This is a genomic window from Bradyrhizobium sp. Ec3.3 (genome assembly GCF_000472925.1).
Lineage (GTDB): Bacteria > Pseudomonadota > Alphaproteobacteria > Rhizobiales > Xanthobacteraceae > Bradyrhizobium.
In genome coordinates, this window is the sequence record NZ_AXAS01000001.1 from 409592 (window position 1) to 429455 (window position 19864).

Sequence of the window (19864 nt, forward strand, 5' to 3'; positions counted from 1 at the left end):
GCCTAGCGCGTTTTGCGCTTTAGTGAAATCAGCTTGGCGTGAATGAGAATCGCTGAACACTCCTCCGGCGCGGAAGAGTTATCGAGAATCGCCAGCCAGGAGTTCCGGGCGATATTCGAAGTGCATGGTGTCGTAGTGATACCATTTGCCGCCCCAGATGAATCCGTGGCGTTCGAAGATGTCGACGATCTCCCGCGGCATCCTGTTCTTGTAGGGGATGGACTTGCTCCGACCCGCCCACAACCAATAGTCGGAGTATCGCAAGTTCAGATCGATCGCGGCGGCATAGCCATGCATGCTCATTCTTCCCGTGTCGGCGACGGGCCGGCACGACAGAACGCCCGCAATTGGAAAGGCAGCAGCCTTCAGCGCGGGATCGAGCTTATCGATTTCCGCTGACACTTCCCTGAGCCGATCTGCGACGCCATTTATCCGCGTCACCTGGATCGCCTTCCCCCATGACCGGGGTAGCCAGACGACGGTGACGAGATTCCGCTGGATCTCTCCATTGTGGCAGTCGCCATACATCTTCCTGAAGAACGCCTCGTTCCGGAACCTTCCGGGATCAGCGTTCAATGCAGGGGGCGCGGAAGCGCCGACAGGATAGAGCAAACGCAGCTGGTCGAGAATGGAGGCATTGCGTAGGCGCTGATCAAAAGACTTGTCGTCGACGCCGTCGTCCACGGGCATGACAGAGCCATCGCGCCAAAGAATGTGCTTGCCGTCGTGGCTCGACAGAGCTTCGGGATAGGCACGAACCAGCCGATCGAGCAATTCGGTCCTGGTTTGGGCCTTCGCGAGCGCGGGTGCAAGCAGGAGAACGATGAGGACGCGGGCCGCCCGCGACGCGATCATCGGTGCTTGCCGGCCTGATCGAGCAGCGCGACGTTGGCCTCCTCGATGGAATTGAGCTTCGTATTCCATGTGTTGGGCGAATACCACGGGAAGCGCTCGAAGCGGGCTTTCAGATCCGCCGATTCGAAATAGCGTCCGCGACGCGCAAAGATCTCGTTGCGCGCGATGCGGAGCTCGTCGTTCGAAAGCCCGCGCAGATCGGCGGGCGTGAGCAGGCGCCGATCCGAATCGGGAAAGATGAATCCGCTTTGAGGCGAACCGCCGGATTCGTAATGCTCGATCAATGCGACATTTGCTTTCTCGACGGCGTTCAGTTCGGGGTTCCAGGTGTGGGGCACGTACCAGGCAAATCTTGAAAACCTGGCCGTCAGATCTGGCGAGTTGAAGTAGCGCCCTCGCCGCGCAAAGATTTCGTTGCGGGCAAGGCGCAGCTCATCCTTGCTCAACGTCCTCAGATCGCTATCGGCAAGCAGGCGTGTATCCGATTCCGGAAAAAGGAAGTCCGATTGAGTCCTCGTCACGGAAGGCGCGGAAGAAGGAAGGTTGGAGGTGGGCGGCACGACCGTTGCCGGCACGTCGACCGTCGCGACCTGGGCTGCTGGGCCGCCGGAGAAGTAGAACGAGCCATCGATCGGGGAGGTGGAAACCCAGGGTTGCTGCGCGCTGCCGGTCGCACGCTTCACGGAGAGTCCCACCTGATTGAACGTCTGAAGCACATCGAGCCCGGGCCGTTGTATCGCTTCGACCAGCGCCCGCGTGTAGGGGCTATGCCCGTCATCCCCGTCGAGCGCAACGTTTCCAGGCTGTGTCGCATAGGAGAGCAGCGTTCCCTCCGGTGCGCGGATTTGCGCCAGGCCGCCGTCGGAAGCGCGGAGTCCTCGTCCGCCAAACGGATTGTTCCTGCAGGCATCAAGGATGACGATGTTCAGCTTGGTACCTGCTCCGTCCATCTGTCGAAGCACCAGCGCGACATCGACCATCTGGAAATCGACGTCCGTCTCGCGGGTCGGGTTCGCCGTAACCGGCACGAGGTAGTTCGTTCCCCGAATCTGGATGCCGTGCCCGGCGTAGTAGAACAAGGCGACGTCGGCGCCGATCAATTGGCTACCGAAGTGCTGGACCGCATTGTCGAAGCCCGCCTTGTCCAGCTCGACCTGGGCGGCGCCGCCGACCAGCGTGAAGCCGAGCCGCTGCAACGTACTGGCCACCAGCTGCGCGTCGTTCTTCGGATTTTCCAGCCGCGGCACGCTGTGGTAGGCGGAGTTACCGATGACGAGGGCTACGCGCTTCTCCGCCGTGGCTGGGGAGGTAAAAAATGCGGCAACTAGGACAATGCAAAGAATTTTCCAACGCATGGCCCGCTTCCACCATCGAAAGCCGCAAAAATAGCAGAGGCGCCGCCTGAAATCGATGGGTGGAAGGTTTGGGAAGCCCCGGGGCGATCCCCCGGGAGATCAAGGGAATGGTTGCCGCACGGGGGTGTGAGTGGTATCCCGCGCCCCATGACGACCGCCCCCATTTCCAACATCCGCAATTTCTCCATCGTCGCCCATATCGACCATGGCAAATCGACGCTGGCCGACCGCCTGATCCAGATGACGGGCGGCCTGTCCGAGCGTGAAATGGCCGGCAAGGAGCAGGTGCTCGATTCCATGGATATCGAGCGCGAGCGTGGCATCACCATCAAGGCGCAGACCGTCCGGCTCTCGTACCGCGCCAAGGATGGCAAGGATTACATCTTCAATTTGATGGACACGCCCGGCCATGTCGACTTCGCCTATGAGGTCTCGCGATCGCTGGCGGCCTGCGAGGGTTCCCTGCTCGTGGTCGACGCCAGCCAGGGCGTCGAGGCGCAGACGCTCGCCAATGTCTACCAGGCGCTCGACAACAACCACGAGATCGTCCCGGTCCTGAACAAGGTCGACCTTCCGGCCGCCGAGCCGGAGAAGATCAAGCAGCAGATCGAGGACGTGATCGGCATCGATGCGTCGGACGCGGTGATGATCTCGGCCAAGACCGGCCTCGGCGTGCCCGATGTGCTGGAGGCCATCGTCACCCGCCTGCCGCCGCCGCAGGGCGACCGCGACGCCACCTTGAAGGCGCTGCTGGTCGACAGCTGGTACGACGTCTATCTCGGCGTCGTCGTGCTGATCCGTGTCGTCGACGGCGTCATGAAGAAGGGCAGTCGCGTCCGCATGATGGGCACGGGCGCGGCCTATGACGTCGAGCGCGTCGGCTTCTTCACGCCGAAGATGCAGCAGATCGACGAGCTCGGTCCCGGCGAGATCGGCTTCATCACCGCCGCGATCAAGGAAGTCGCGGATACCCGCGTCGGCGACACCATCACCGACGACAAGAAACCGGTCTCCGAGATGCTGCCGGGCTTCAAGCCGGCAATCCCCGTGGTGTTCTGCGGCCTGTTCCCGGTCGATGCCGACGATTTCGAGACGCTGCGCGCCGCGATGGGCAAGCTGCGCCTGAACGATGCCAGCTTCTCCTTCGAAATGGAGACCTCGGCTGCGCTCGGCTTCGGCTTCCGCTGCGGCTTCCTCGGTCTGCTGCACCTGGAAATCATCCAGGAGCGGCTGTCGCGCGAGTTCGATCTCAACCTGATCGCGACCGCGCCGAGCGTCATCTACAAGATGAAGCTCACCGACGGCCAGGAGATCGAGATCCACAATCCCGTCGACATGCCCGACGTGGTCAAGATCGCCGAGATCGACGAGCCCTGGATCGAGGCCACGATCCTCACCCCCGACGAATATCTCGGCAGCGTGCTGAAGCTGTGCCAGGACCGCCGCGGCTCGCAGAAGGAGCTCACCTATGTCGGCTCCCGCGCGATGGTGAAATACGATTTGCCGCTCAACGAGGTCGTGTTCGACTTCTACGACCGCCTGAAGTCGGTCTCCAAGGGCTACGCCTCGTTCGACTATCATCTCACCGACTACAAGCCGGCCGATCTCGTCAAGATGCAGATCCTGGTCAACGCCGAGCCGGTCGACGCGCTCTCGATGCTGGTGCATCGCACCCGGGCGGAGGGCCGCGGCCGCGCCATGGTCGAGAAGATGAAGGAGCTGATCCCGCCGCACATGTTCCAGATCCCGATCCAGGCAGCGATCGGCGGCAAGGTGATCGCGCGCGAGACGGTGCGCGCGCTGCGCAAGGACGTCACCGCAAAGTGCTACGGCGGCGACATCACGCGTAAGCGCAAGCTTCTGGAGAAGCAGAAGGAAGGCAAGAAGAAGATGCGGCAGTTCGGCAAGGTCGACATCCCGCAGGAAGCTTTCATTGCCGCGCTGAAGGTGGATAGCTGAGGCGGGAGAGACCGGGGCTGGCCTGAGGCTGCCGCGGCCGGGCAAACAAAAAGCTCGAAAACAACCCCATGCAAAGTAGCCGGCGACTGCCGGCACGGCGCTTTCCGATTTTACGAAATCCATTTGACACGTCGGGCAAATCACCGGCATGATGGCATCATCGCAGCCCGTGGGACCGGTACAGTCCTGCTGGGGGAAGACGATGCATCGTTCGATCAACCTTATCGCGGCCGTAGGCCTTGCACTTGGTGGCGCCCTCGGAATGGCGGGGGCCATGGTCACGCAACAGAACGTGCAGGCGATTCTGTGGGCGATCGACGGCTCGGGACTTGTGATGGCCGCAGCATTGCTCGCCACGAAATACTTTCGCGCAGGACATGACGTTGTCGCCGGCGGCTTTCTGGTTTTTGCCATTGGCGAGGGTGTCATCATGCTGTCAGGCCCGGCCGCGGGTCTTGCAGGCAGCATCCCGGCATTTGCCGCCGGCAGCGCTCTTTGGGGGACGGCGCTTCTCCTCATCAGCATTCCAGGGCTGTTCGCCACGCCAATCCGAATCCTCGGCATCGTTAGCGCGGTCCTGTTCATCGTCACCGCGGCGAGAATTTTCTGGGGTGAGCCGCTAGCGCCAACGTCCACACCGTTGCCGACCTACGCTTATCCCGTGCTGGTCGCGACCTTCGCCGGCTGGATCTGGACACTCCGGCGGGAAGCCGACAGCAAATAGCGTTCGACGTTACTTGCGTCGGTGAAGATGGATCGCCGAGCCCAGCTTTATTTCGTGGGCTGATCGAACCCGAACCGAAATCAACGACACTATCTTCTGCTGAGTGATCTGCCGCGTCCGCCTGGGGGCGGCACAGGGGAGAGGCTGTCATGCGGAAGCGAAACTGGCGATTGATTGCCGTAGGCGTCGTGCTCTTGGCTCTGGCCGCCTTGTTCTTCCTGTCCATGCGGGACATGACGCCGTGGTCCAACGATCCCGTCGCCCTGATGCGCACGGTCGGCGAAGTCTCAGGCGCCATCGGCGGCATCAGTATCGTGATGATCGTGTTCGGCCTGATCGGCCGGAAAGCGCCGGCCTGATAGGCTGCGTACCCAAAAACCCGTTGGCGTGACGCGACGAAGGCTCCGTCCGCATTGCCCCGTTAGCGGTCAAGTGCGCGCGACGGCGTAGTATGTCGCGAAGGGCCAAACTGCGACATTTCTGCAAGATCATTCCTTGCCTCCTATTCGATCACCTCGTCGGCGCGCAACAGGAATGATTCGGGGAGGTTTAATCCGATCAACTTCGCTGTGGTGAGATTGACAGTTAGAAAAAACCGGTTGGGTTGCTCGATCGGCAAATCGGCGGGCTTAGCGCCCTTGAAAATCTTGTCGACGAGAACCGCCGACCGGCGGAGGAAATCCTTAATATCCTCGCCATAGCTGAAAGTTCCCCCATCAACCACGTATTCGCGGTGACCGAACATCGTCGGCAGCCGGGCCTTCATCGCCAGCTCCGCAATGCGCCTGCGATGCAAGGCAAAGACGGAGTCAGGGATAACGACAGCCGCTTCGATCCGCTCATGGGAAAACTTGACGAATGCGACGTCGATTTCGTCTGCGTTTCGCGCGTCCGCCTGAACGAGTTCAACAACGGCTTGCCGAGCCGCTTCCCGAGCCGCTACCAGGTTCGGGACAGTAGGGCTGTCCGGGTTGGCAAGAATCCCGACGCGCGAAAGCTTCGGCAGAATCTCGGACAACAGTTCAATCTGCTTTGCGGTCGTGCTCTCATGGGAGGTCGCGAGGCCAGTGATATTGCCGCCCGGCCTCGCGAGGCTCGAGACGAAGTCATTACCGACCGGATCGCTCACGACAGCCATGATAATCGGGATTGTACTCGTTGCCTTCCGCATCGCGGGAATGGCTGCAGGCGTGCCCAATACGATGACGTCAACGTTCAAACGAACCAGTTCGGCCGCAAGATCAGGAAATCTGTCGTAGTGCCCTTCGGCGTACCGATACTCGACGATGTAGTCGCGGCCCTCAATATATCCCAAATCGCGCAGACCCTCGATTAGCCCGACGCTAACCCGCAACGTTCCTGCCTGCGTTCCTCCGATTAAGTGTCCGATACGACGAAGTTTTTGCCCACCTTGCTGCGCCCGCACGGCCAGCGACCAGGCTGCTACGGTGGTAGCAATCGCTGCTATGAGCTCACGTCGTCGCATCTTCGCAAGCTCTTGATGAAGCATCTTATTGGCTCAAACGAGCACCCCGTCAGATGGGTGGAATCAGCTTTGATCCAAGATCCACAGGCCGCGGCCCAATGTCCCAGCTGGGTCATTTTCAACGAATTTCTCGGGGCCATCGGCCGGTTGATGCTGCTTCTATCCTGTAAGCGAGATGCCAAACTCGACGCTGATACGTCGCCCTGAGCGAGGAGCCTCTCACCTTGATCCTTCCCGCTGGATCAATGAGAACGGCCGCCACTTCAACGACACGTTGACATTTTGCCTGTGGCGTCGCGGGCATTGATCCGGCAGGATCAGCTCACAGCGGTATTCGCGCGCGGTCAGGCTCCTCCGTCAAAGCGGCCTTGAGATGGATAGACATCAAGCGTGAACACGCGAGCATCAGATCACCGTAGTCTCCCTTTGCGCCGTGGAGTACTGTTTTCTCAGCTGGGAGCGTGGGGATGGCACACTACCGAGCTTACCTTTTGGATCAGGACCGCCACGTTATAAGCGTGGCCAATCTGAACTGCGCCGACGAGCAGGAAGCAAGAGAGCGCGCCCGGCAATTGGTTGACACCAACGCCATCGAGCTATGGTGTCTTGATCACCGTATTGCAGTATTTGAGGCGACCAGAACCCAAACCTCGAGGCGGACGGGACATGGAGAACCCTGAAGGAAAGCTCGTCCCGCGGGTTCGCTGATGGCCCGCAAGATGGAAGACATCGAGGCCAAAGGTTCGGTGGCACTGTACATCGCAATCCGCGCCATCGGCGCACGCGACTGCGCGCGTGCCACGAACGGCGACAGCGCTGCGCTACCGACGAGCGCAATCAGAAGCTCTAGCCGCCTCATTCGATCACCTTGTCTGATCGGCGTCCGATCGGCGCTCGCTTTTTGAGCCGAAACTGCGAGTATCGTCAGCCGCACGGCAACACTTGTCGAGAAAACGCTCCTCATTCCGCGACCTCATTGGCGGCGGCCAAGAATAAGGGCCACGCTAATGGATAACGAGACTAGCACCTTGGGGTTGTGCGGCAGAAAAAAGAGGCTTTTGCTTCAAGCGGCATTTGCTGCGCGAGCCGCACGAGAATACAGCATCGCCATGCACAATTAAGGCGCCAGCGCCCTCGCCTTCAGCCCTTGCGAAACGAAGAGCCTGAACCGGAAGTCTCGCATGTTCTGCAGCGTCTTTTCTAGGGAACACGCGCTCGGTCATTCGGGTAAGCCCGTCACTCGAAAGGCCCGGCCCGACGCCGTTTGAACAGCCAATCGTATTGACCGATTGTGTAATGGACAGCTGCCGACTGCCGTATCGACATCGACCGCGTGCAACCACCTTGCGGCGCAGCTACGGAACAACGTTACATCTGAAAGATCCGCGGAACGAAACGGGTCGTCAGTCTTTCTCTGGCCTTTGGGAGGTGCCCATGACTTCTCAGGCAATGGAAGGTGCGTGTGCGTTCGCCTGGCGGAACTACCTGCTGCTCCACAGCGGTGTCAGCGAGAACGACGACAGGCGTTCCGCCCTCTATCGCTACGTCACCAATCTGCGTGATACCGGCCAATCTGATTTCGATCTCTTGCAAATAGCGGCAGTCGCTTACTTGAAAAACCTGGACGAACTGCATGACGACCGAGCTGCGAGATTCGCGGCAGATCGAGTGTTGGCCGAGTGCTTGGGATCACGCAGTGCACAACCCGACACTCGGCTTTAGCACTTGGCTTTAGGACTTGGCTTTAGGCCATAACACCAGAGCGAAGGAGCGAACGCATGGCAGATCAGACCGCTAACGCAAACCGTTTCGCGCACGACTCACAGAAGCGCATCACCGCAGCAACAGCAATCGGCATGAATGCCTTGAAGCCGATCATGCACTTTCAGGTCTCGATGCTGAGAATGTGGGCCGATAATATTGAGAGGTTCACGGGCAATTACGAAAAGGGGTTGGACGAAACCGCGGCCGCCGTAGAGGAACAGTCAGACAAGGACCGCGCCGCGTAAATTGACGCGAACGCCGAGGTTATCCCGAGGTTATCCTCAAAGCGGCGGGTTGGCCGACATCCGCCAACCGCCGCTGGAGGCCATGAGCGGACAAGCGAATGGACCGATCAAATGTCGAGCACACTCTGGTAGGCGAACAGAGCCGGGGCTCCGCCGGTATGAATGAAAACAACATCCGTGTCGGGCTGCCATCGCTTCGCTCGAACAAGCGCGATCAGGCCGGCCAAGCCCTTTCCGGAGTAGACCGGGTCTACGGGCAAAGCTTCGAGCGCTCCCGCAAGCTTGATGGCCTCGATGGTTGCTGCATGCGGCACGCCATAAGCCGGACCGGCGTGCCCGGCGACGACCTCGACATGGTTCTCGTCGAAATCGGCACGGATCAAATCGGCTGCGGCTCTTGCGTAGGTGATAACGTCGGAACGCACGCGCTCGGGTTCGGCATCGACGTCGACACCGATGATCCGCGTCTCCGGCATCGCAACCGATGCCCCGACAACAAGACCGGCTTGGGTTCCCGCACTACCGGTGCAATGTACGATCGCGGCGGGGCGAATGCCGAGTCCCCGCGACTGCTCCGCGATCTCCACAATTGTCGATGCGTAGGCAATCGCGCCGAGTGGATTGGAAACACCGTATGGCACGACGTAAGGCCGACGACCTTCTGCCCTGAGCCGGTTTCCCAGTTCCTCAATCGCAGCGTTGCGATTTCCCGTCCACGGTACGTCATGGAGATGCGCGCCGAACAACCGGTTGAGGAGCGCATTTCCCGAAGTTTCGTACTCAGGGGCCGGCGGAGCCACACGACCGTGGTAGACAGCAAGATGGCACTCCATCCCGAGCTTGGCTGCAGCGGCAGCGACCTGGCGCTGGCTGTTCGACTGGACGACGCCACCAGAGACCAGCACGTCAGCCTTGGACGCGACGGCGTCGTGAAGCACGTAATCGAGCTTGCGCAGCTTGTTGCCGCCAAAGCCGAGACCGGTCGCGTCCTCACGCTTGACCCATAGACGTGGCCCGCCCAGATACGCGGTAAGCCGCCTCATTGGCTCGAGAGGTGTGGGCAGGCTCGCGAGCCCCATGCGCGGAAACACCGACAGCTTGGAGGCTAGAACCGATGCGTCTGCCGTCATCATGTCGTCGAAAGTACAGAGGCTGCCGACTTCCGCAAGGGTCAGCAGCGGCCTTCGCCTGGAGGCGCTAGAAAGGTCGGCTCCGGGCCACCTGCGGAAGCACCCCATTGAGTGAGACTTTCTCGCTTCTCGGTTCTGAGTGAAAAAGTGAAGCTGCATTGGGGCAGCGTGGCTGTCACACTACATCGCTTGCTTAGGAAAGGCGTTGGCGCACCTCTGTAGAGGGCGGAAAACCGCCGCCATGTTACAAGGGCACAGAGGGAAGCACTTGTGAGACTGCCACATAGCCGAGAGAGAGCCAGTGGAAAACATTCGCGATCGCGCATTCGAGTTCGTCGAGAAACTGCAGCGGATTCCCGAGACTGCAGGCATCATGGATGCATTGCGCGAAGCGCTCAGGCAGCACGGCTTCGAGTATTTCTGCTTCAGCTTCGTCACCCTCAGAGCAGACGAGCGCACCGAAGATATCATCCTTGGTGACGAGTTCCCGGACGGTTGGGTGAAGCACTATATCGAAAACGATTACGTTCATGCTGATCCCGCTGTCCGACATTCCAGGACGGCGACTCGACCCTTTCGATGGGTCAAGGAAGCCCCCTATGACGCGCTGCTTGAATCGAGGATGGTCGAGATGGTGCAGCGGGCACGGGACTGGGGCCTGCAGGATGGATACGTGGTCCCGGTCGCCTCACCCGCTGGCCGGCTGGGCCAGGTATGGTTCGGCGGCCACGAGGTCGAGCTGCCGGAGCATGACCTGCCTGCGCTGCATTTCATGGCGCTGTACGCGTTTGATCAGGTGCTCAGGTTGCGCGGCACGCCTGACGCGCCGCACATCATCCTATCGGAGCGCGAGCGCGAGGTGCTGACGCTGGCGGCCCTCGGCCGGACGAGCGATCAGATCGCAGAGGCGATGAATATAACCGAGCGGACGGTGAAGGAGCACATCAAGAACTGTTGCAAAAAATTGGGTGCGGTAACCCGCACGCAGGCTGTGATGATTGCGATGCGCGACAGGATCATCCAGCCGTAGTAGCGTTCCAGCGTGAGTGAGACGCCGCCGCCGGATTTGCGACAGGCCGCACACGGCAAGCAGCCTGATCGACCGCAAGGTACCGGCCTGCCGTGTACCGATAAAGCCGTTGGCGTGAGGCTCCGTCCGCTTTGCCCCGCTTTCGATCAAGCCGGCACCGCCGCGCGATATGTCGCGACGAACCAACCGGAAGTGCGATCCTACTCCGGAATGACGATGCCAGCCGCCGCAATCACCGGGCTGTTCCGCGCGATTAAGGACTTGAGCTTGTTGACTGCGCGGATGGCGATGCCGAAGGGGAACGGATTATTCAGCCGGAGGAAGGCGAGCTTCCTCACATAACCCTCGACGTGCCATTTGACGCGCGCACCCCTGCGAAAATAAATCACGTCACCAACGCCATAGCGCTTCGGCGGCATACCCTCGCTCTCAAGCACGATCGAGCCTTCGAGGATTATGATGGTCTCGTCGAGGTCGTAGTACCAGTTGAACTTGCCTCCAGTGCAGGACCAGATGAGGGTCTTGGCAGTGTTGCATGCGCTCGTCGACAGCAGGCGCGAGCGAGCTTCCGGATTGCCTTCAATGATCCAGGATGGCTCAATCGGCGACAGATCGAGCTCCAACCCGGAATGCGCAGCTTCAACCAACGCGAGCGACATTAATCACCTCCAACGAAAACAAAATCGCAGGTTTCAAAAGCAGCCAATGCCACTTTTCCCCGGCGGAGCTGTACAATCAGTTTTTCGGCGGAAGCGGTGAAGAGGGCAGTTTGCCGCAATCACATATTTCGTTGACACTCTAAAGTAGTACCCACTTCGGCGAGGCGGGCAGATGTCTGCTGCCTCCTCTAGTGCATCATCACCTGGACCCCCGCCGTCCGCCAGAGTGCCATGCTCCTTCCTCTGCCTTGGATGCCGGAGTTGGGTCATTCTCGACGGATTCGGCTGGGTCGTCGGCCGGTTGATGTCCGCTTCTGTCCCGTAAGCGGAATGCCGGGCTCGACGCCGATGCGTTGCCCCGGAACGAGGGGTCTCTCGCCTTGATCCTACCCGCCAAATAGACCACCATCCCCGTCCTCACAGCTCACGACAAGAATGGGCGAGGAAACGCGGATGACCCAACTTCCCGGATTTGGCCTGGCCGAACGGGCACGGGCGCTTGCGCCGCTGATTGGACGCGAGGCGGATGCAATCGAGCGCGAGCGGAGGCTGACGCAGCCCGTCGTCGCAGCTCTGATCGAGAACGGGCTTTACCGCGCGCTGCTGCCGCAGAGCCTTGGCGGCGCCGAGGCCGCGCCCGAAGTCTTCATGCAGATGCTGGAAGAGGTCGCCAAGGCCGACGCGTCGGTCGCCTGGTGCCTCGGACAGTGCGGCGTCTGCGCGATGATCGCGGCCTCGCTCGACCACGACACGGCGCGCGAGATCTTCAACACGCCGCCCGGCATCCTCGCCTGGGGCGCGGTTGCGCATGAGGCGCGCGCGGTCGAGGGCGGCTACCGCGTCACGGCACGCTGGGATTTTGCCTCGGGCTCGCGGCAGGCAAGCTGGCTGGGCGCGCATGTCCGCATCGTCGGCACTGACGGCGAGCCGCGCAAAAATGCCGATGGCTCGCCGGAGGCGCGCACCATCCTGTTTCCGGTCGCAAGCGCCACGCTGCATGACGTTTGGCATGCGATCGGCCTCGCCGGCACCGGCACCGATTCCTATGAGGTCAGCGATCTCTTCATCCCCGAGCGGTTCGCGACGTTCCGCGACGTGCCGTCTGCGTTGCGCGAAACCGGACCGCTCTACGGGCTCGGCACCGGCTCGGCTTTCAGCCTCGGCTTTGCCGCGGTCTCGCTCGGCGTCGCGCGGGCGACGCTGGATGCGGCAATCACGCTCGCGCGCGGCAAGCATCAGTCGCTCGCTGCGAAGGCGATGCGCGACAATGCCGCCGTACAAGGCCTGATCGGCCGCACCGAAGGCGATCTGCGCGCCGCGCGCGCCTATCTCTATACGACGGCGGGCGCGATGTGGCGCGAGCTGACCGCGTCAGGCGAATTCAAGGAGCCGCATCGCTCGGCCGTGCGGCTGGCATCGACCTGGACCATCCAGCAGTCAGCGAAGGTGGTCGATACCGCCTATCACATGGCGGGTGCGACCGCGGTGTTTCGCAACAACCCGTTCGAGCGGCGCTTCCGCGACATGCACGCGATTGCCCAGCAGATCCAGGCGCGCGACACGCATTACGAGGATGTGGGTAACGCGATTTTGTCGGCCGGCGTCGAAACCAGCTACTGAATCTTGTTTACGCCTTGCGCGCGCCGGGCAGCCTGCCTCGCCAGCCCATGCCGATGATGAGAGCAATCATCAGAAGGAAGGCAACGGCCGTGGCGAAGTCGACGATGCGGTCGCCTCCCGAGCAGACATCACGATCGAGGCAGGCGCGGGACAAGAGGCCAGCCCGAAGCAGGGCCGCGAGCACGCCGAAATAGAACAGGACGGCGAGGACGAGATAGACCGCCGTCACGAGCGCACGCCGCAATCGAGAAGGCATCGCCGGGTCGTCCTCGCTTCGTTCGGTAACGAATTGTCCCGGCTTGGCCTTGAGCGGATTGCGTATCTGCACGGTGGAATGGGTCAGGAGATCGTGAACCGCCTGGTTGCGTCGGGTGGCGGTCATGGTCAGGAAGGAGTACCAGCCCAGCACGCTCTTGACGGCGAAGCGAGCCAGCGCCTTTGCCAAGCTCAGGTTGCCGCCGTGGTCGTCGACAACGCGCGAATTGGCCCAGAAGTGCCCGAGCGTACCGCCGGTCCACCAGACCAGCACCGGCTCGTAAAGCAGCAGAATTACGACGACCGACACACCGAGGATTCGGGCCAGCGTATCGCTCTGCGCGTTGCTCGCCAGCGCCACGGCCCCGAACAGCAGGGCCATCGCCAGCATCCAGTCGAGCAGGATAGCCTTCAGCCGCCGCGAGAAGCGGGCATAACGCGGCCCATCCGTTAGGGCTTGGTCATTGAGGCTCATGGGTCCGTTCCGATGCTGATCCAATGATCAGACGCCGGACGACGACCACAGGTTCAATCAGGCGACCAGCGCGGCGCCCGCGTCGCCCGGCACGTCCGCCCCGCGCTGCGCCGCGAGCAGGCTGACGATCTCGGTATTGGGACGCGCCTTGCTGAACAGGAAGCCCTGCCCCTCATGACAGCCTTCGGCGCGCAGGCAGCTCAGCTCGGCTTCGGTCTCGACACCCTCGGCGGTGATGGTGACGCCCAGGCCTTTGCCGAGGCTGACGATGGAGCGGATGATCGCTTGCGATTCGCGGTTGGCGCCGAGATCGCGCACGAACGACTGGTCGATCTTAATCTTGTCGAAGGGGAAGCTGCGCAAGTAGCTGAGGCTGGAATAGCCGGTGCCGAAATCGTCCATGGAGATCCGCACGCCAAGCGCGCGCAGGGCATGCAGCGTCGCCAGCACCTGGGCGCTCTTCTCCAGCAGCAGCGTCTCGGTGATCTCGAGCTCGAGCCGGCGCGGCGGCAGGCCGGAATGCTTCAGCGCCTCGGTGACCATCGAGAGCAGATTGCCGCTGCGGAATTGCAGCGGCGACAGGTTGACGGCGACGCGGACGTCGTCCGGCCAGGTCGCAGCATCCGCGCAGGCCCGGCGCAGCATCAACCCGCCGAGCGGGTTGATCAGCCCGGTGTCCTCGGCGACCGGAATGAACTCGGCCGGCGAGACCATGCCGCGCTCGGCATGCGGCCAGCGCACCAGCGCCTCGAAGCCGGTGATGCGGCCGCTCGAAAGGTCGATTAGCGGCTGATAGAACGGCCGCAGCACGTCGTTCTGGATCGCGTCGCGGAGCTCGACCTCGATCTTGCGGCGGCTCTGCGCCTTCGCATGCAGCGCCGCCTCGAAGAAGGCGAACGTGCCGCGCGCATCTAGCTTGGCGCGCGACAGCGCCATGTCGGCGCTCTTCAAGAGCTTCTCGGAGTCATCGCCGTCGCCGGGCGCCATGGCGATGCCGATGGAAGCGCCGATCACGACGGAATGGCCGTCGAGCAGATAGGGATCGGCGATGGCTTCCAGCAGCCGTTTTGCGAGCCCCACCGCATCTTCCGGGCGGGTCAGGCCGCTCTGGACGACGACGAATTCATCCGAATTGAGCCGCGCCAGCGCGTCCTCCTCGCGCAGGGTCGAGCGCAGGCGCTTGGCGACGCCGCGCAGGAGCTTATCGCCGATCGCGTGGCCGAGCGTGTCGTTGACCGCCTTGAAATTGTCGAGGCCCAGCATCAACACCGCGACCTTCTCCGCGTTGCGGCGCGTATGCAGCAGCATCTCGTCGATCTGCTGACGCAGCAGATTGCGGTTCGGCAGCCCGGTCAGACCGTCGTGCTCGGCCATGAAGGCAAGCCGCGCCTCGGCGCGCTTGCGTTCGGTGATGTCCATCAGCGCCAGCAGCACCGCCGGCCGATCGGCGTAGGTCAATTCGCGCGAATAGATTGCGAGATCAATCAGCGCGCCGTCGGCCTTCACATGCTTCCAGGTGCGCGCGGCCTGCTCCTCGCTGCTCCGGCCACTGGTCCAGGGCGGCTCGCTGTCGAAGGCCTGCAACGAGCGGATCGTCAGCTTCTCGAATTCGGCACGGCTGTGGCCGTAGTGCGCGACCGCGGCATCGTTGACGCCGAGGATGCGCTCGTCGTCCAGCGCGCAGACGATCATGGGCACGGGGTTGCCGTCGAACAGCAGGCGGAACGAAGCCTCGCGCTGCTTCAATTCGGTGATGTCGACGCGCAGGCCAATGAGGCCGCCATCATCGGTCAGGCGCTCCTCGATCAGGATGACACGGCCGTCGGCAAGCTTCTGCTCGTGACGCCCGCCGGGCTGATAGAGTTTTTGCAACCGCTCGGCGAGCCATTCCTCTTCATGGCCGGCTGCGTCAGGATATTCGCCGCGCGCAACGCCGATGCGCAGCGTATCCTCCAGCCGCGCGCCTTCCGCGAACAGATCGGCGGTCCTGTCGTAGATCTCGGCGTATTTCTTGTTCCAGAGGACGTAGCGCCCCTCGGGGTCGAGAAACACGATGCCTTGCGGCAGTATGTCGATGGCCTGGCGCAGCCGCTCATGCGATTTGCGCGCATCCGCGATCGCAGCTTCGGCTTCCGCGCGGCTCTGCACGAGGGCATCGATCTCGACCGGCGCATCATGAAACTCAGCGCGCTTCGACGCGGGCTTGCGCGATCGTCGGGCTGCCCAGGTGAGCGCCGTCCGCTTTCGCTTTCTTGCTTTTCGAGAGCCCAAACTCAACTTCGCCCGTCCCACTCGCGCTTAGCAGTCGCAAGTTGTCCGACAAGTGTCTGAAAAAAAAGTAATCTTGAGCGCGCCGCCGGCCGAGCGCACCGCTCTGCGTCCGCGCGAATCGTACTTTCGTGCTCGCTTGCGGGGCGACCGCGTGTTGGCCGTCGCGATAGGCGAATACGGTGGTCGCTATTGGAAGGAGGGGTGGCGCAAAAATGCGCGCTTCCTATGAATCGATTCCGAATACGTGTCCGTTTGTATGCAGGGCAGCGCCGTTCCTGACGTCATCGCACGAATTTTGATCAATCCAACATACGGTTATTGCGGCGTTAAGAGAGGCCGCCGTCAGCCCCGTCGGGGCTGAGTTTTCGCAGAGAACCCTAATCGCCCCCCTAATCAGCGCCTGGCTATTTGGGCACAACAGCTTTCGCATTGTCGCGTGAAAACACTGGCGGCACGTCGAACTTGCCGGTCTCCAGGTCATATCTGCAGTGCCAGCCGTTCACCACGCCGGTCTGCTCGTGTTTGCGACCCTTGACGTCGGCATCCCCCGACAGGCCGATCAGAAGGTAGCGGTTCGCCGGCCAATCGACGCCGAGCCCGCGATAGTTGTCCTCAAGCCCCTCCAGCAGATACGCCGCCTCGTGATACTCCGGCGCCTTCCTGATCTTTCGCCAGTCGGGTCGAGACTTCATATAGTCCCACGCGAGATCGCCGAGCGGCTTCTTGCTCGCGCGCACATAGCCCTGCGGCGTTAGGCGATACAAATAGAGCGTCGACTCGCCCGAGCCGGTCTTCTGTCCGCGAACGATCCATTTCAGATCGCTGGTGAAGACAAATCCCGCGGGATAGCCGGCCGGCTCCGGATCAAGCAGCGTGAATGCGCCCTGCCGGCGCGCCCAGAACTGCCATTTCCAGTCGTCCGTCTCCTTGTTCAGATATTGCTCGATCGTCACCGCGCCATCCGGCGATTTCCGGGTGTATTCGTCTTCGATGTTGTAACCCGAGGGCGGAGCTATCGGCGGCGTGGCGGCCGCCGCACTGCAGATGCCGATACTCAAGGCAACGAGCAGGCCGATCCAAGATGTCCCCATGCAAAATGTCCTGTCCTTCATTTCCTGGCTCCTTTGATCCGGTCATGCGATTGGTCGCGCAAGTCCCGATCTAGTTCGTTATGGGCGCACTGGCGGCGGTTTTCGCCGCCGCAAGCGGGCCATCGGCAGTGAACCTTTGCGGCGCGGTCCGCGACAAACGACGGCCATCGTCGCGGTCAGCGGCGCGTGCCCATTGAGATTCCCCATGCCGATCGTCAGAATCCTCCTCATCCTTCTCGCACTCGCCTCGCCGGCGCTCGCGCAGGACGGCGCGCGCGATGTCGCCGCCGCGAAGGAGGCCGCGCAGGCCTTCCGGGTCTATGTCGATGGGGTGACGAAAAAGGATGAGCGGCCTGACCTGACCCGGCCGGAGGTCGCAGCCCTTCTCGGCCGCATCTTCGATCTCGACGCCTTCAACGCGCTGCCCCCCGCGCAGGCGAGCGATCTTGACTGGCTGCCCCACTGGATGGACGCCGTAAACGCGACCAGCAAATTGTTCACCCTCTACGGCTCGAAGCCGGGGCCGCAGCCCGATTTCGCGGCGCTCCAGCGCAACATGACCGAGTATGGCGACCAGTACGCGGCGGCGATGAACTTCATGATCCGCGGTCAGGCGCGCATGGCGGTTTCGATGAAGATGTCACGGGCGGGGCTCGCGCCGGAACAGCTCACGCGCGTGCGCGAGCAGGCGTACGCGGGCATCCGCAAAAACATGGCCGAGTACATCCTCGAGGCCATCTGCTCGGTGATCGAGAGCGGCGGCAAGCCCGCCAACACCCGTCTGGTGGCGGCCGCTATCCGCGACACGCGCGAGGTCTGGGCAGACTTTTTCCTGCCGCAGGATCGGGCGCGCGTCATCGAACAGCTCGCCGACCTTCCCAAGCTGGTGCCGGACGAGATGGCGCGAACCGATCTCGCCGTCTTCACGACCGCGCTTCAAGCGGTGAAGTGATCCGACGTCTTGCAGACTGCGCCGGCAACGGCGTCGGGCGCGAACAAGAAACTTGCGCTCACGGCGCTGCGCCAAGCGCCTTCAGTTCGGCAATGGCACCATCCCGCTCGTCGAAATCTTGCGGGCAATCGCTCACGACCTGACGGAAAAAGCGAGTTGCTTCATCCTTCAACCCCTTCGTCAGCGCAAGCTCCCCACTGTAGAAATGGACCTCGCAGATTTTGTCCTTCTTCTTGGCGGCGTCCAGATCGTCGATGGCAGCGAGGACAGCAGCAGGCGTCATCTGGTCCATGAACAATCTGATGACCGGCGCCGGCCAGACGGTCATATCGACCTTGGAGCTGGCTTGCACCAGACGGCTCGGGAGATTGTTCCGCCGACTGGCGATATCGAGCCACAACGCCGAATAGGCATCCTCCGGAGCATTCGCACTTGCCCGGCTAAAATCGGCCAGCGCCTTTTCGGCCGAGCCGGCAAAGAAATATGAGCGCCCTCGGAGAACGTAGGCCATGTAGGATTTCGGATCGAGCCGGATCGCCTCATTGTAGTCGGCCATCGCGCGGTCGGCATCGCCCTTGGCGCGATAAGCCATGCCTCGAATCATGAAGGCGTTGGCCTCTTTGGAGTCGAGCCGGATCGCCTCATTGAAATCCGCGATGGCGCGGTCGCTGTCGCCTTTGGCGCGATACGCTATACCTCGGCCGAGGAAGGCGCCGACGCGTTCGGGATCGAGCCGGAGCGCTTCGCTGTAATCGGTGATGGCGCGGTCGTTGTCGCCCTTGGCGCGAAACGCCATACCGCGACCGACGAAGGCCTTGACGCGTTTGGGATCGAGACGGATCGCCTCGCCGTAGTCGGCGACGGCACGGTCGTTGTCGCCCTTGTCGTGATAGGCGCTGCCTCGATTTTGGAAGGCCATGGCGAATGTGGGATCGATACGGATCGCCTCACTGTAGTCGGCGATGGCACGATCGTTATCGCCCTTGTCGCTGAAGGCGTTACCTCGATTGAGGAAGGTGCCGACGCGTTTGGGATCGAGCCGGAGCGCCTCGCTGTAGTCGGTGATGGCGCGGTCGTTGTCGCCCTTGGCGCGAAACGCCATACCGCGACCGACGAAGGCTTTGACGCGTTTGGGATCGAGACGGATCGCCTCGCCGTAGTCGGCGACGGCACGGTCGTTGTCGCCCTTGTCGTAGTAGGCACTCCCTCGATTTTGGAAGGCAATGGCGAATGTGGGATCGAGTCGGATCGCCTCACTGTAGTCGGCGATGGCACGGTCGTTATCGCCCTTGTCGCTGAAGGCCTTACCTCGATTGAGGAAGGCAATGGCGCGTTTGGGATCGAGACGGATCGCCTCGTTGAAGTCGGCGATGGCGCGGTCGGTGTCACCCTTGTCGTTGAAGGCATTACCTCGATTGACGAAGGCCATGGCGGATTTGGGATCGAGCCGGATCGCCACATTGTAGTCGGCGATGGCGCGGTCGTTGTCGCCCTTGTCGTGGTAAGCGTTACCTCGATTTTGGAAGGCCATGGCGAATTTGGGATCGATGCGGATCGCCGCATCGTAGTCGGCGATGGCGCGGTCGTTGTCGCCCTGCTCGTTATAGGCGGCGCCGCGATTGTTGAGGGCCATGGCCAATTTGGGATCGAGACGGATCGCCTCATTCAAGTCGTCCATGGCGCGGTCGAGGTCGCCCTTGGCTTGATAGGCGGCAGCTCGATTGGTGTAGAAAGCCGCCAGATGGGAGCCTTTCCATTTCCCAGAATCGATGCTCTGCGTGCAGTCTATGATCGCAGCCTCGGGGTCTTGACTGTCACACTCGCCAGTGGCGGCGGCTGAGTGGCTCAAGAATATCGTGGCGGCAAAAAGCGCGCTCCAATATCTCCAATCCGCGGGGCTCATGCAATGTCCTTGGCTGACCTCAGATATCCCCGAGTTTGTATCAGTTTTTGTTGTTCCGGTTCACATTCAGCTGGCGCGAGTTAACCCCGA

General features: G+C 61.9%; 18 protein-coding genes. 9 read left to right on the forward strand and 9 right to left on the reverse strand.

Features of this window, described 5'->3' with window-relative positions; all coding sequences use genetic code 11:
- Positions 1-78: 78 nt before the first annotated feature.
- Entirely contained in the window at positions 79-855 is a 777-nt protein-coding gene (locus tag YUU_RS60980; protein ID WP_035660736.1) for a M15 family metallopeptidase, read from the reverse strand.
- Positions 852-2210, reverse strand: a complete 1359-nt coding sequence (locus YUU_RS0102050; protein WP_027520851.1) for a YARHG domain-containing protein — start codon at positions 2208-2210, stop codon at positions 852-854. The genes YUU_RS60980 and YUU_RS0102050 overlap by 4 nt, the downstream gene beginning before the upstream one ends.
- 147 nt (positions 2211-2357) lie before the next feature.
- On the opposite strand from YUU_RS0102050, the gene lepA reads away from it, so the two are divergent.
- The 3 genes from lepA to YUU_RS58295 all read left to right on the forward strand — a co-directional run bounded on the left by lepA (position 2358) and on the right by YUU_RS58295 (position 5252).
- Entirely contained in the window at positions 2358-4169 is a 1812-nt protein-coding gene (lepA, locus tag YUU_RS0102055; RefSeq protein WP_027520852.1) for a translation elongation factor 4, read from the forward strand.
- Between the two features lie 202 nt (positions 4170-4371).
- On the forward strand, positions 4372-4893 hold the full coding sequence (locus YUU_RS0102060) for a hypothetical protein (RefSeq protein WP_027520853.1): 522 nt from the start codon (positions 4372-4374) through the stop codon (positions 4891-4893).
- Positions 4894-5042: 149 nt separating this feature from the next.
- Positions 5043-5252: a hypothetical protein gene (locus YUU_RS58295; RefSeq protein ID WP_156944039.1), complete on the forward strand. Its 210-nt coding sequence runs from the start codon at positions 5043-5045 to the stop codon at positions 5250-5252.
- A gap of 143 nt (positions 5253-5395) precedes the next feature.
- On the opposite strand, the gene YUU_RS0102070 is transcribed toward YUU_RS58295, so the two are convergent.
- Complete coding sequence (locus YUU_RS0102070) at positions 5396-6403, reverse strand: ABC transporter substrate-binding protein (RefSeq protein ID WP_051389579.1); 1008 nt, start codon at positions 6401-6403, stop codon at positions 5396-5398.
- 683 nt (positions 6404-7086) lie between these two features.
- On the opposite strand from YUU_RS0102070, the gene YUU_RS0102075 reads away from it, so the two are divergent.
- The 3 genes from YUU_RS0102075 (at position 7087) to YUU_RS0102085 (ending at position 8388) form a co-directional block, all read left to right on the forward strand.
- Positions 7087-7284 (forward strand): hypothetical protein, encoded by a 198-nt coding sequence (locus YUU_RS0102075; protein ID WP_027520855.1) that lies wholly within the window; start codon positions 7087-7089, stop codon positions 7282-7284.
- 529 nt (positions 7285-7813) lie between these two features.
- Complete coding sequence (locus tag YUU_RS56020; RefSeq protein ID WP_084801308.1) at positions 7814-8101, forward strand: hypothetical protein; 288 nt, start codon at positions 7814-7816, stop codon at positions 8099-8101.
- Between the two features lie 56 nt (positions 8102-8157).
- A complete protein-coding gene (locus YUU_RS0102085) occupies positions 8158-8388 on the forward strand; it encodes a hypothetical protein (RefSeq protein ID WP_027520857.1) in 231 nt (76 codons plus the stop codon).
- A gap of 107 nt (positions 8389-8495) precedes the next feature.
- On the opposite strand, the gene YUU_RS0102090 is transcribed toward YUU_RS0102085, so the two are convergent.
- The gene (locus YUU_RS0102090) at positions 8496-9467 is read right to left on the reverse strand and encodes a D-cysteine desulfhydrase family protein (RefSeq protein ID WP_198031681.1); all 972 of its coding nucleotides are present in this window, start codon (positions 9465-9467) and stop codon (positions 8496-8498) included.
- Positions 9468-9819: 352 nt separating this feature from the next.
- Here YUU_RS0102090 and YUU_RS0102095 point away from each other — a divergent pair, with 352 nt between their 5' ends.
- Positions 9820-10548: a LuxR family transcriptional regulator gene (locus tag YUU_RS0102095; protein WP_027520859.1), complete on the forward strand. Its 729-nt coding sequence runs from the start codon at positions 9820-9822 to the stop codon at positions 10546-10548.
- A gap of 200 nt (positions 10549-10748) precedes the next feature.
- Here the strand turns inward: YUU_RS0102095 and YUU_RS0102100 are convergent, their stop codons facing one another.
- Positions 10749-11207, reverse strand: a complete 459-nt coding sequence (locus tag YUU_RS0102100) for a cupin domain-containing protein (protein ID WP_027520860.1) — start codon at positions 11205-11207, stop codon at positions 10749-10751.
- 453 nt (positions 11208-11660) lie between these two features.
- Between YUU_RS0102100 and YUU_RS0102105 the strand changes: the two genes are divergently transcribed.
- Positions 11661-12827, forward strand: coding sequence for an acyl-CoA dehydrogenase family protein (locus tag YUU_RS0102105; protein ID WP_027520861.1), 1167 nt, complete (start codon positions 11661-11663; stop codon positions 12825-12827).
- A 7-nt stretch (positions 12828-12834) separates the two neighbouring features.
- Here the strand turns inward: YUU_RS0102105 and YUU_RS0102110 are convergent, their stop codons facing one another.
- The 3 genes from YUU_RS0102110 to YUU_RS0102120 form a co-directional block, all read right to left on the reverse strand.
- Positions 12835-13557: an RDD family protein gene (locus YUU_RS0102110; RefSeq protein WP_027520862.1), complete on the reverse strand. Its 723-nt coding sequence runs from the start codon at positions 13555-13557 to the stop codon at positions 12835-12837.
- 57 nt (positions 13558-13614) lie between these two features.
- The gene (locus tag YUU_RS0102115; protein ID WP_156944041.1) at positions 13615-15705 is read right to left on the reverse strand and encodes a bifunctional diguanylate cyclase/phosphodiesterase; all 2091 of its coding nucleotides are present in this window, start codon (positions 15703-15705) and stop codon (positions 13615-13617) included.
- A gap of 527 nt (positions 15706-16232) precedes the next feature.
- Positions 16233-16919: a hypothetical protein gene (locus YUU_RS0102120; RefSeq protein WP_035660740.1), complete on the reverse strand. Its 687-nt coding sequence runs from the start codon at positions 16917-16919 to the stop codon at positions 16233-16235.
- Between the two features lie 136 nt (positions 16920-17055).
- Here YUU_RS0102120 and YUU_RS0102125 point away from each other — a divergent pair, with 136 nt between their 5' ends.
- Positions 17056-17871, forward strand: a complete 816-nt coding sequence (locus tag YUU_RS0102125; RefSeq protein ID WP_156944042.1) for a hypothetical protein — start codon at positions 17056-17058, stop codon at positions 17869-17871.
- Positions 17872-17929: 58 nt separating this feature from the next.
- Here YUU_RS0102125 and YUU_RS49915 read toward each other — a convergent pair whose 3' ends face one another.
- Positions 17930-19774: a tetratricopeptide repeat protein gene (locus YUU_RS49915; RefSeq protein ID WP_051389582.1), complete on the reverse strand. Its 1845-nt coding sequence runs from the start codon at positions 19772-19774 to the stop codon at positions 17930-17932.
- Positions 19775-19864: the final 90 nt, after the last annotated feature.

Excerpts from the sequence above, each read along its gene's own strand:
- YUU_RS56020 (WP_084801308.1), top strand. The coding sequence starts at position 7,814 with ATGACTTCTCAGGCAATGGAAGGTGCGTGTGCGTTCGCCTGGCGGAAC.
- YUU_RS0102060 (WP_027520853.1), top strand. The coding sequence starts at position 4,372 with ATGCATCGTTCGATCAACCTTATCGCGGCCGTAGGCCTTGCACTTGGT.
- YUU_RS0102090 (WP_198031681.1), bottom strand. The coding sequence starts at position 9,467 with ATGGGGCTCGCGAGCCTGCCCACACCTCTCGAGCCAATGAGGCGGCTT.
- YUU_RS0102050 (WP_027520851.1), bottom strand. The coding sequence starts at position 2,210 with ATGCGTTGGAAAATTCTTTGCATTGTCCTAGTTGCCGCATTTTTTACC.
- YUU_RS0102085 (WP_027520857.1), top strand. The coding sequence starts at position 8,158 with ATGGCAGATCAGACCGCTAACGCAAACCGTTTCGCGCACGACTCACAG.
- lepA (WP_027520852.1), top strand. The coding sequence starts at position 2,358 with ATGACGACCGCCCCCATTTCCAACATCCGCAATTTCTCCATCGTCGCC.
- YUU_RS0102075 (WP_027520855.1), top strand. The coding sequence starts at position 7,087 with ATGGCCCGCAAGATGGAAGACATCGAGGCCAAAGGTTCGGTGGCACTG.
- YUU_RS49915 (WP_051389582.1), bottom strand. The coding sequence starts at position 19,774 with ATGAGCCCCGCGGATTGGAGATATTGGAGCGCGCTTTTTGCCGCCACG.
- YUU_RS0102120 (WP_035660740.1), bottom strand. The coding sequence starts at position 16,919 with ATGGGGACATCTTGGATCGGCCTGCTCGTTGCCTTGAGTATCGGCATC.
- YUU_RS0102105 (WP_027520861.1), top strand. The coding sequence starts at position 11,661 with ATGACCCAACTTCCCGGATTTGGCCTGGCCGAACGGGCACGGGCGCTT.
- YUU_RS0102070 (WP_051389579.1), bottom strand. The coding sequence starts at position 6,403 with ATGCTTCATCAAGAGCTTGCGAAGATGCGACGACGTGAGCTCATAGCA.
- YUU_RS60980 (WP_035660736.1), bottom strand. The coding sequence starts at position 855 with ATGATCGCGTCGCGGGCGGCCCGCGTCCTCATCGTTCTCCTGCTTGCA.
- YUU_RS0102100 (WP_027520860.1), bottom strand. The coding sequence starts at position 11,207 with ATGTCGCTCGCGTTGGTTGAAGCTGCGCATTCCGGGTTGGAGCTCGAT.
- YUU_RS0102110 (WP_027520862.1), bottom strand. The coding sequence starts at position 13,557 with ATGAGCCTCAATGACCAAGCCCTAACGGATGGGCCGCGTTATGCCCGC.
- YUU_RS58295 (WP_156944039.1), top strand. The coding sequence starts at position 5,043 with ATGCGGAAGCGAAACTGGCGATTGATTGCCGTAGGCGTCGTGCTCTTG.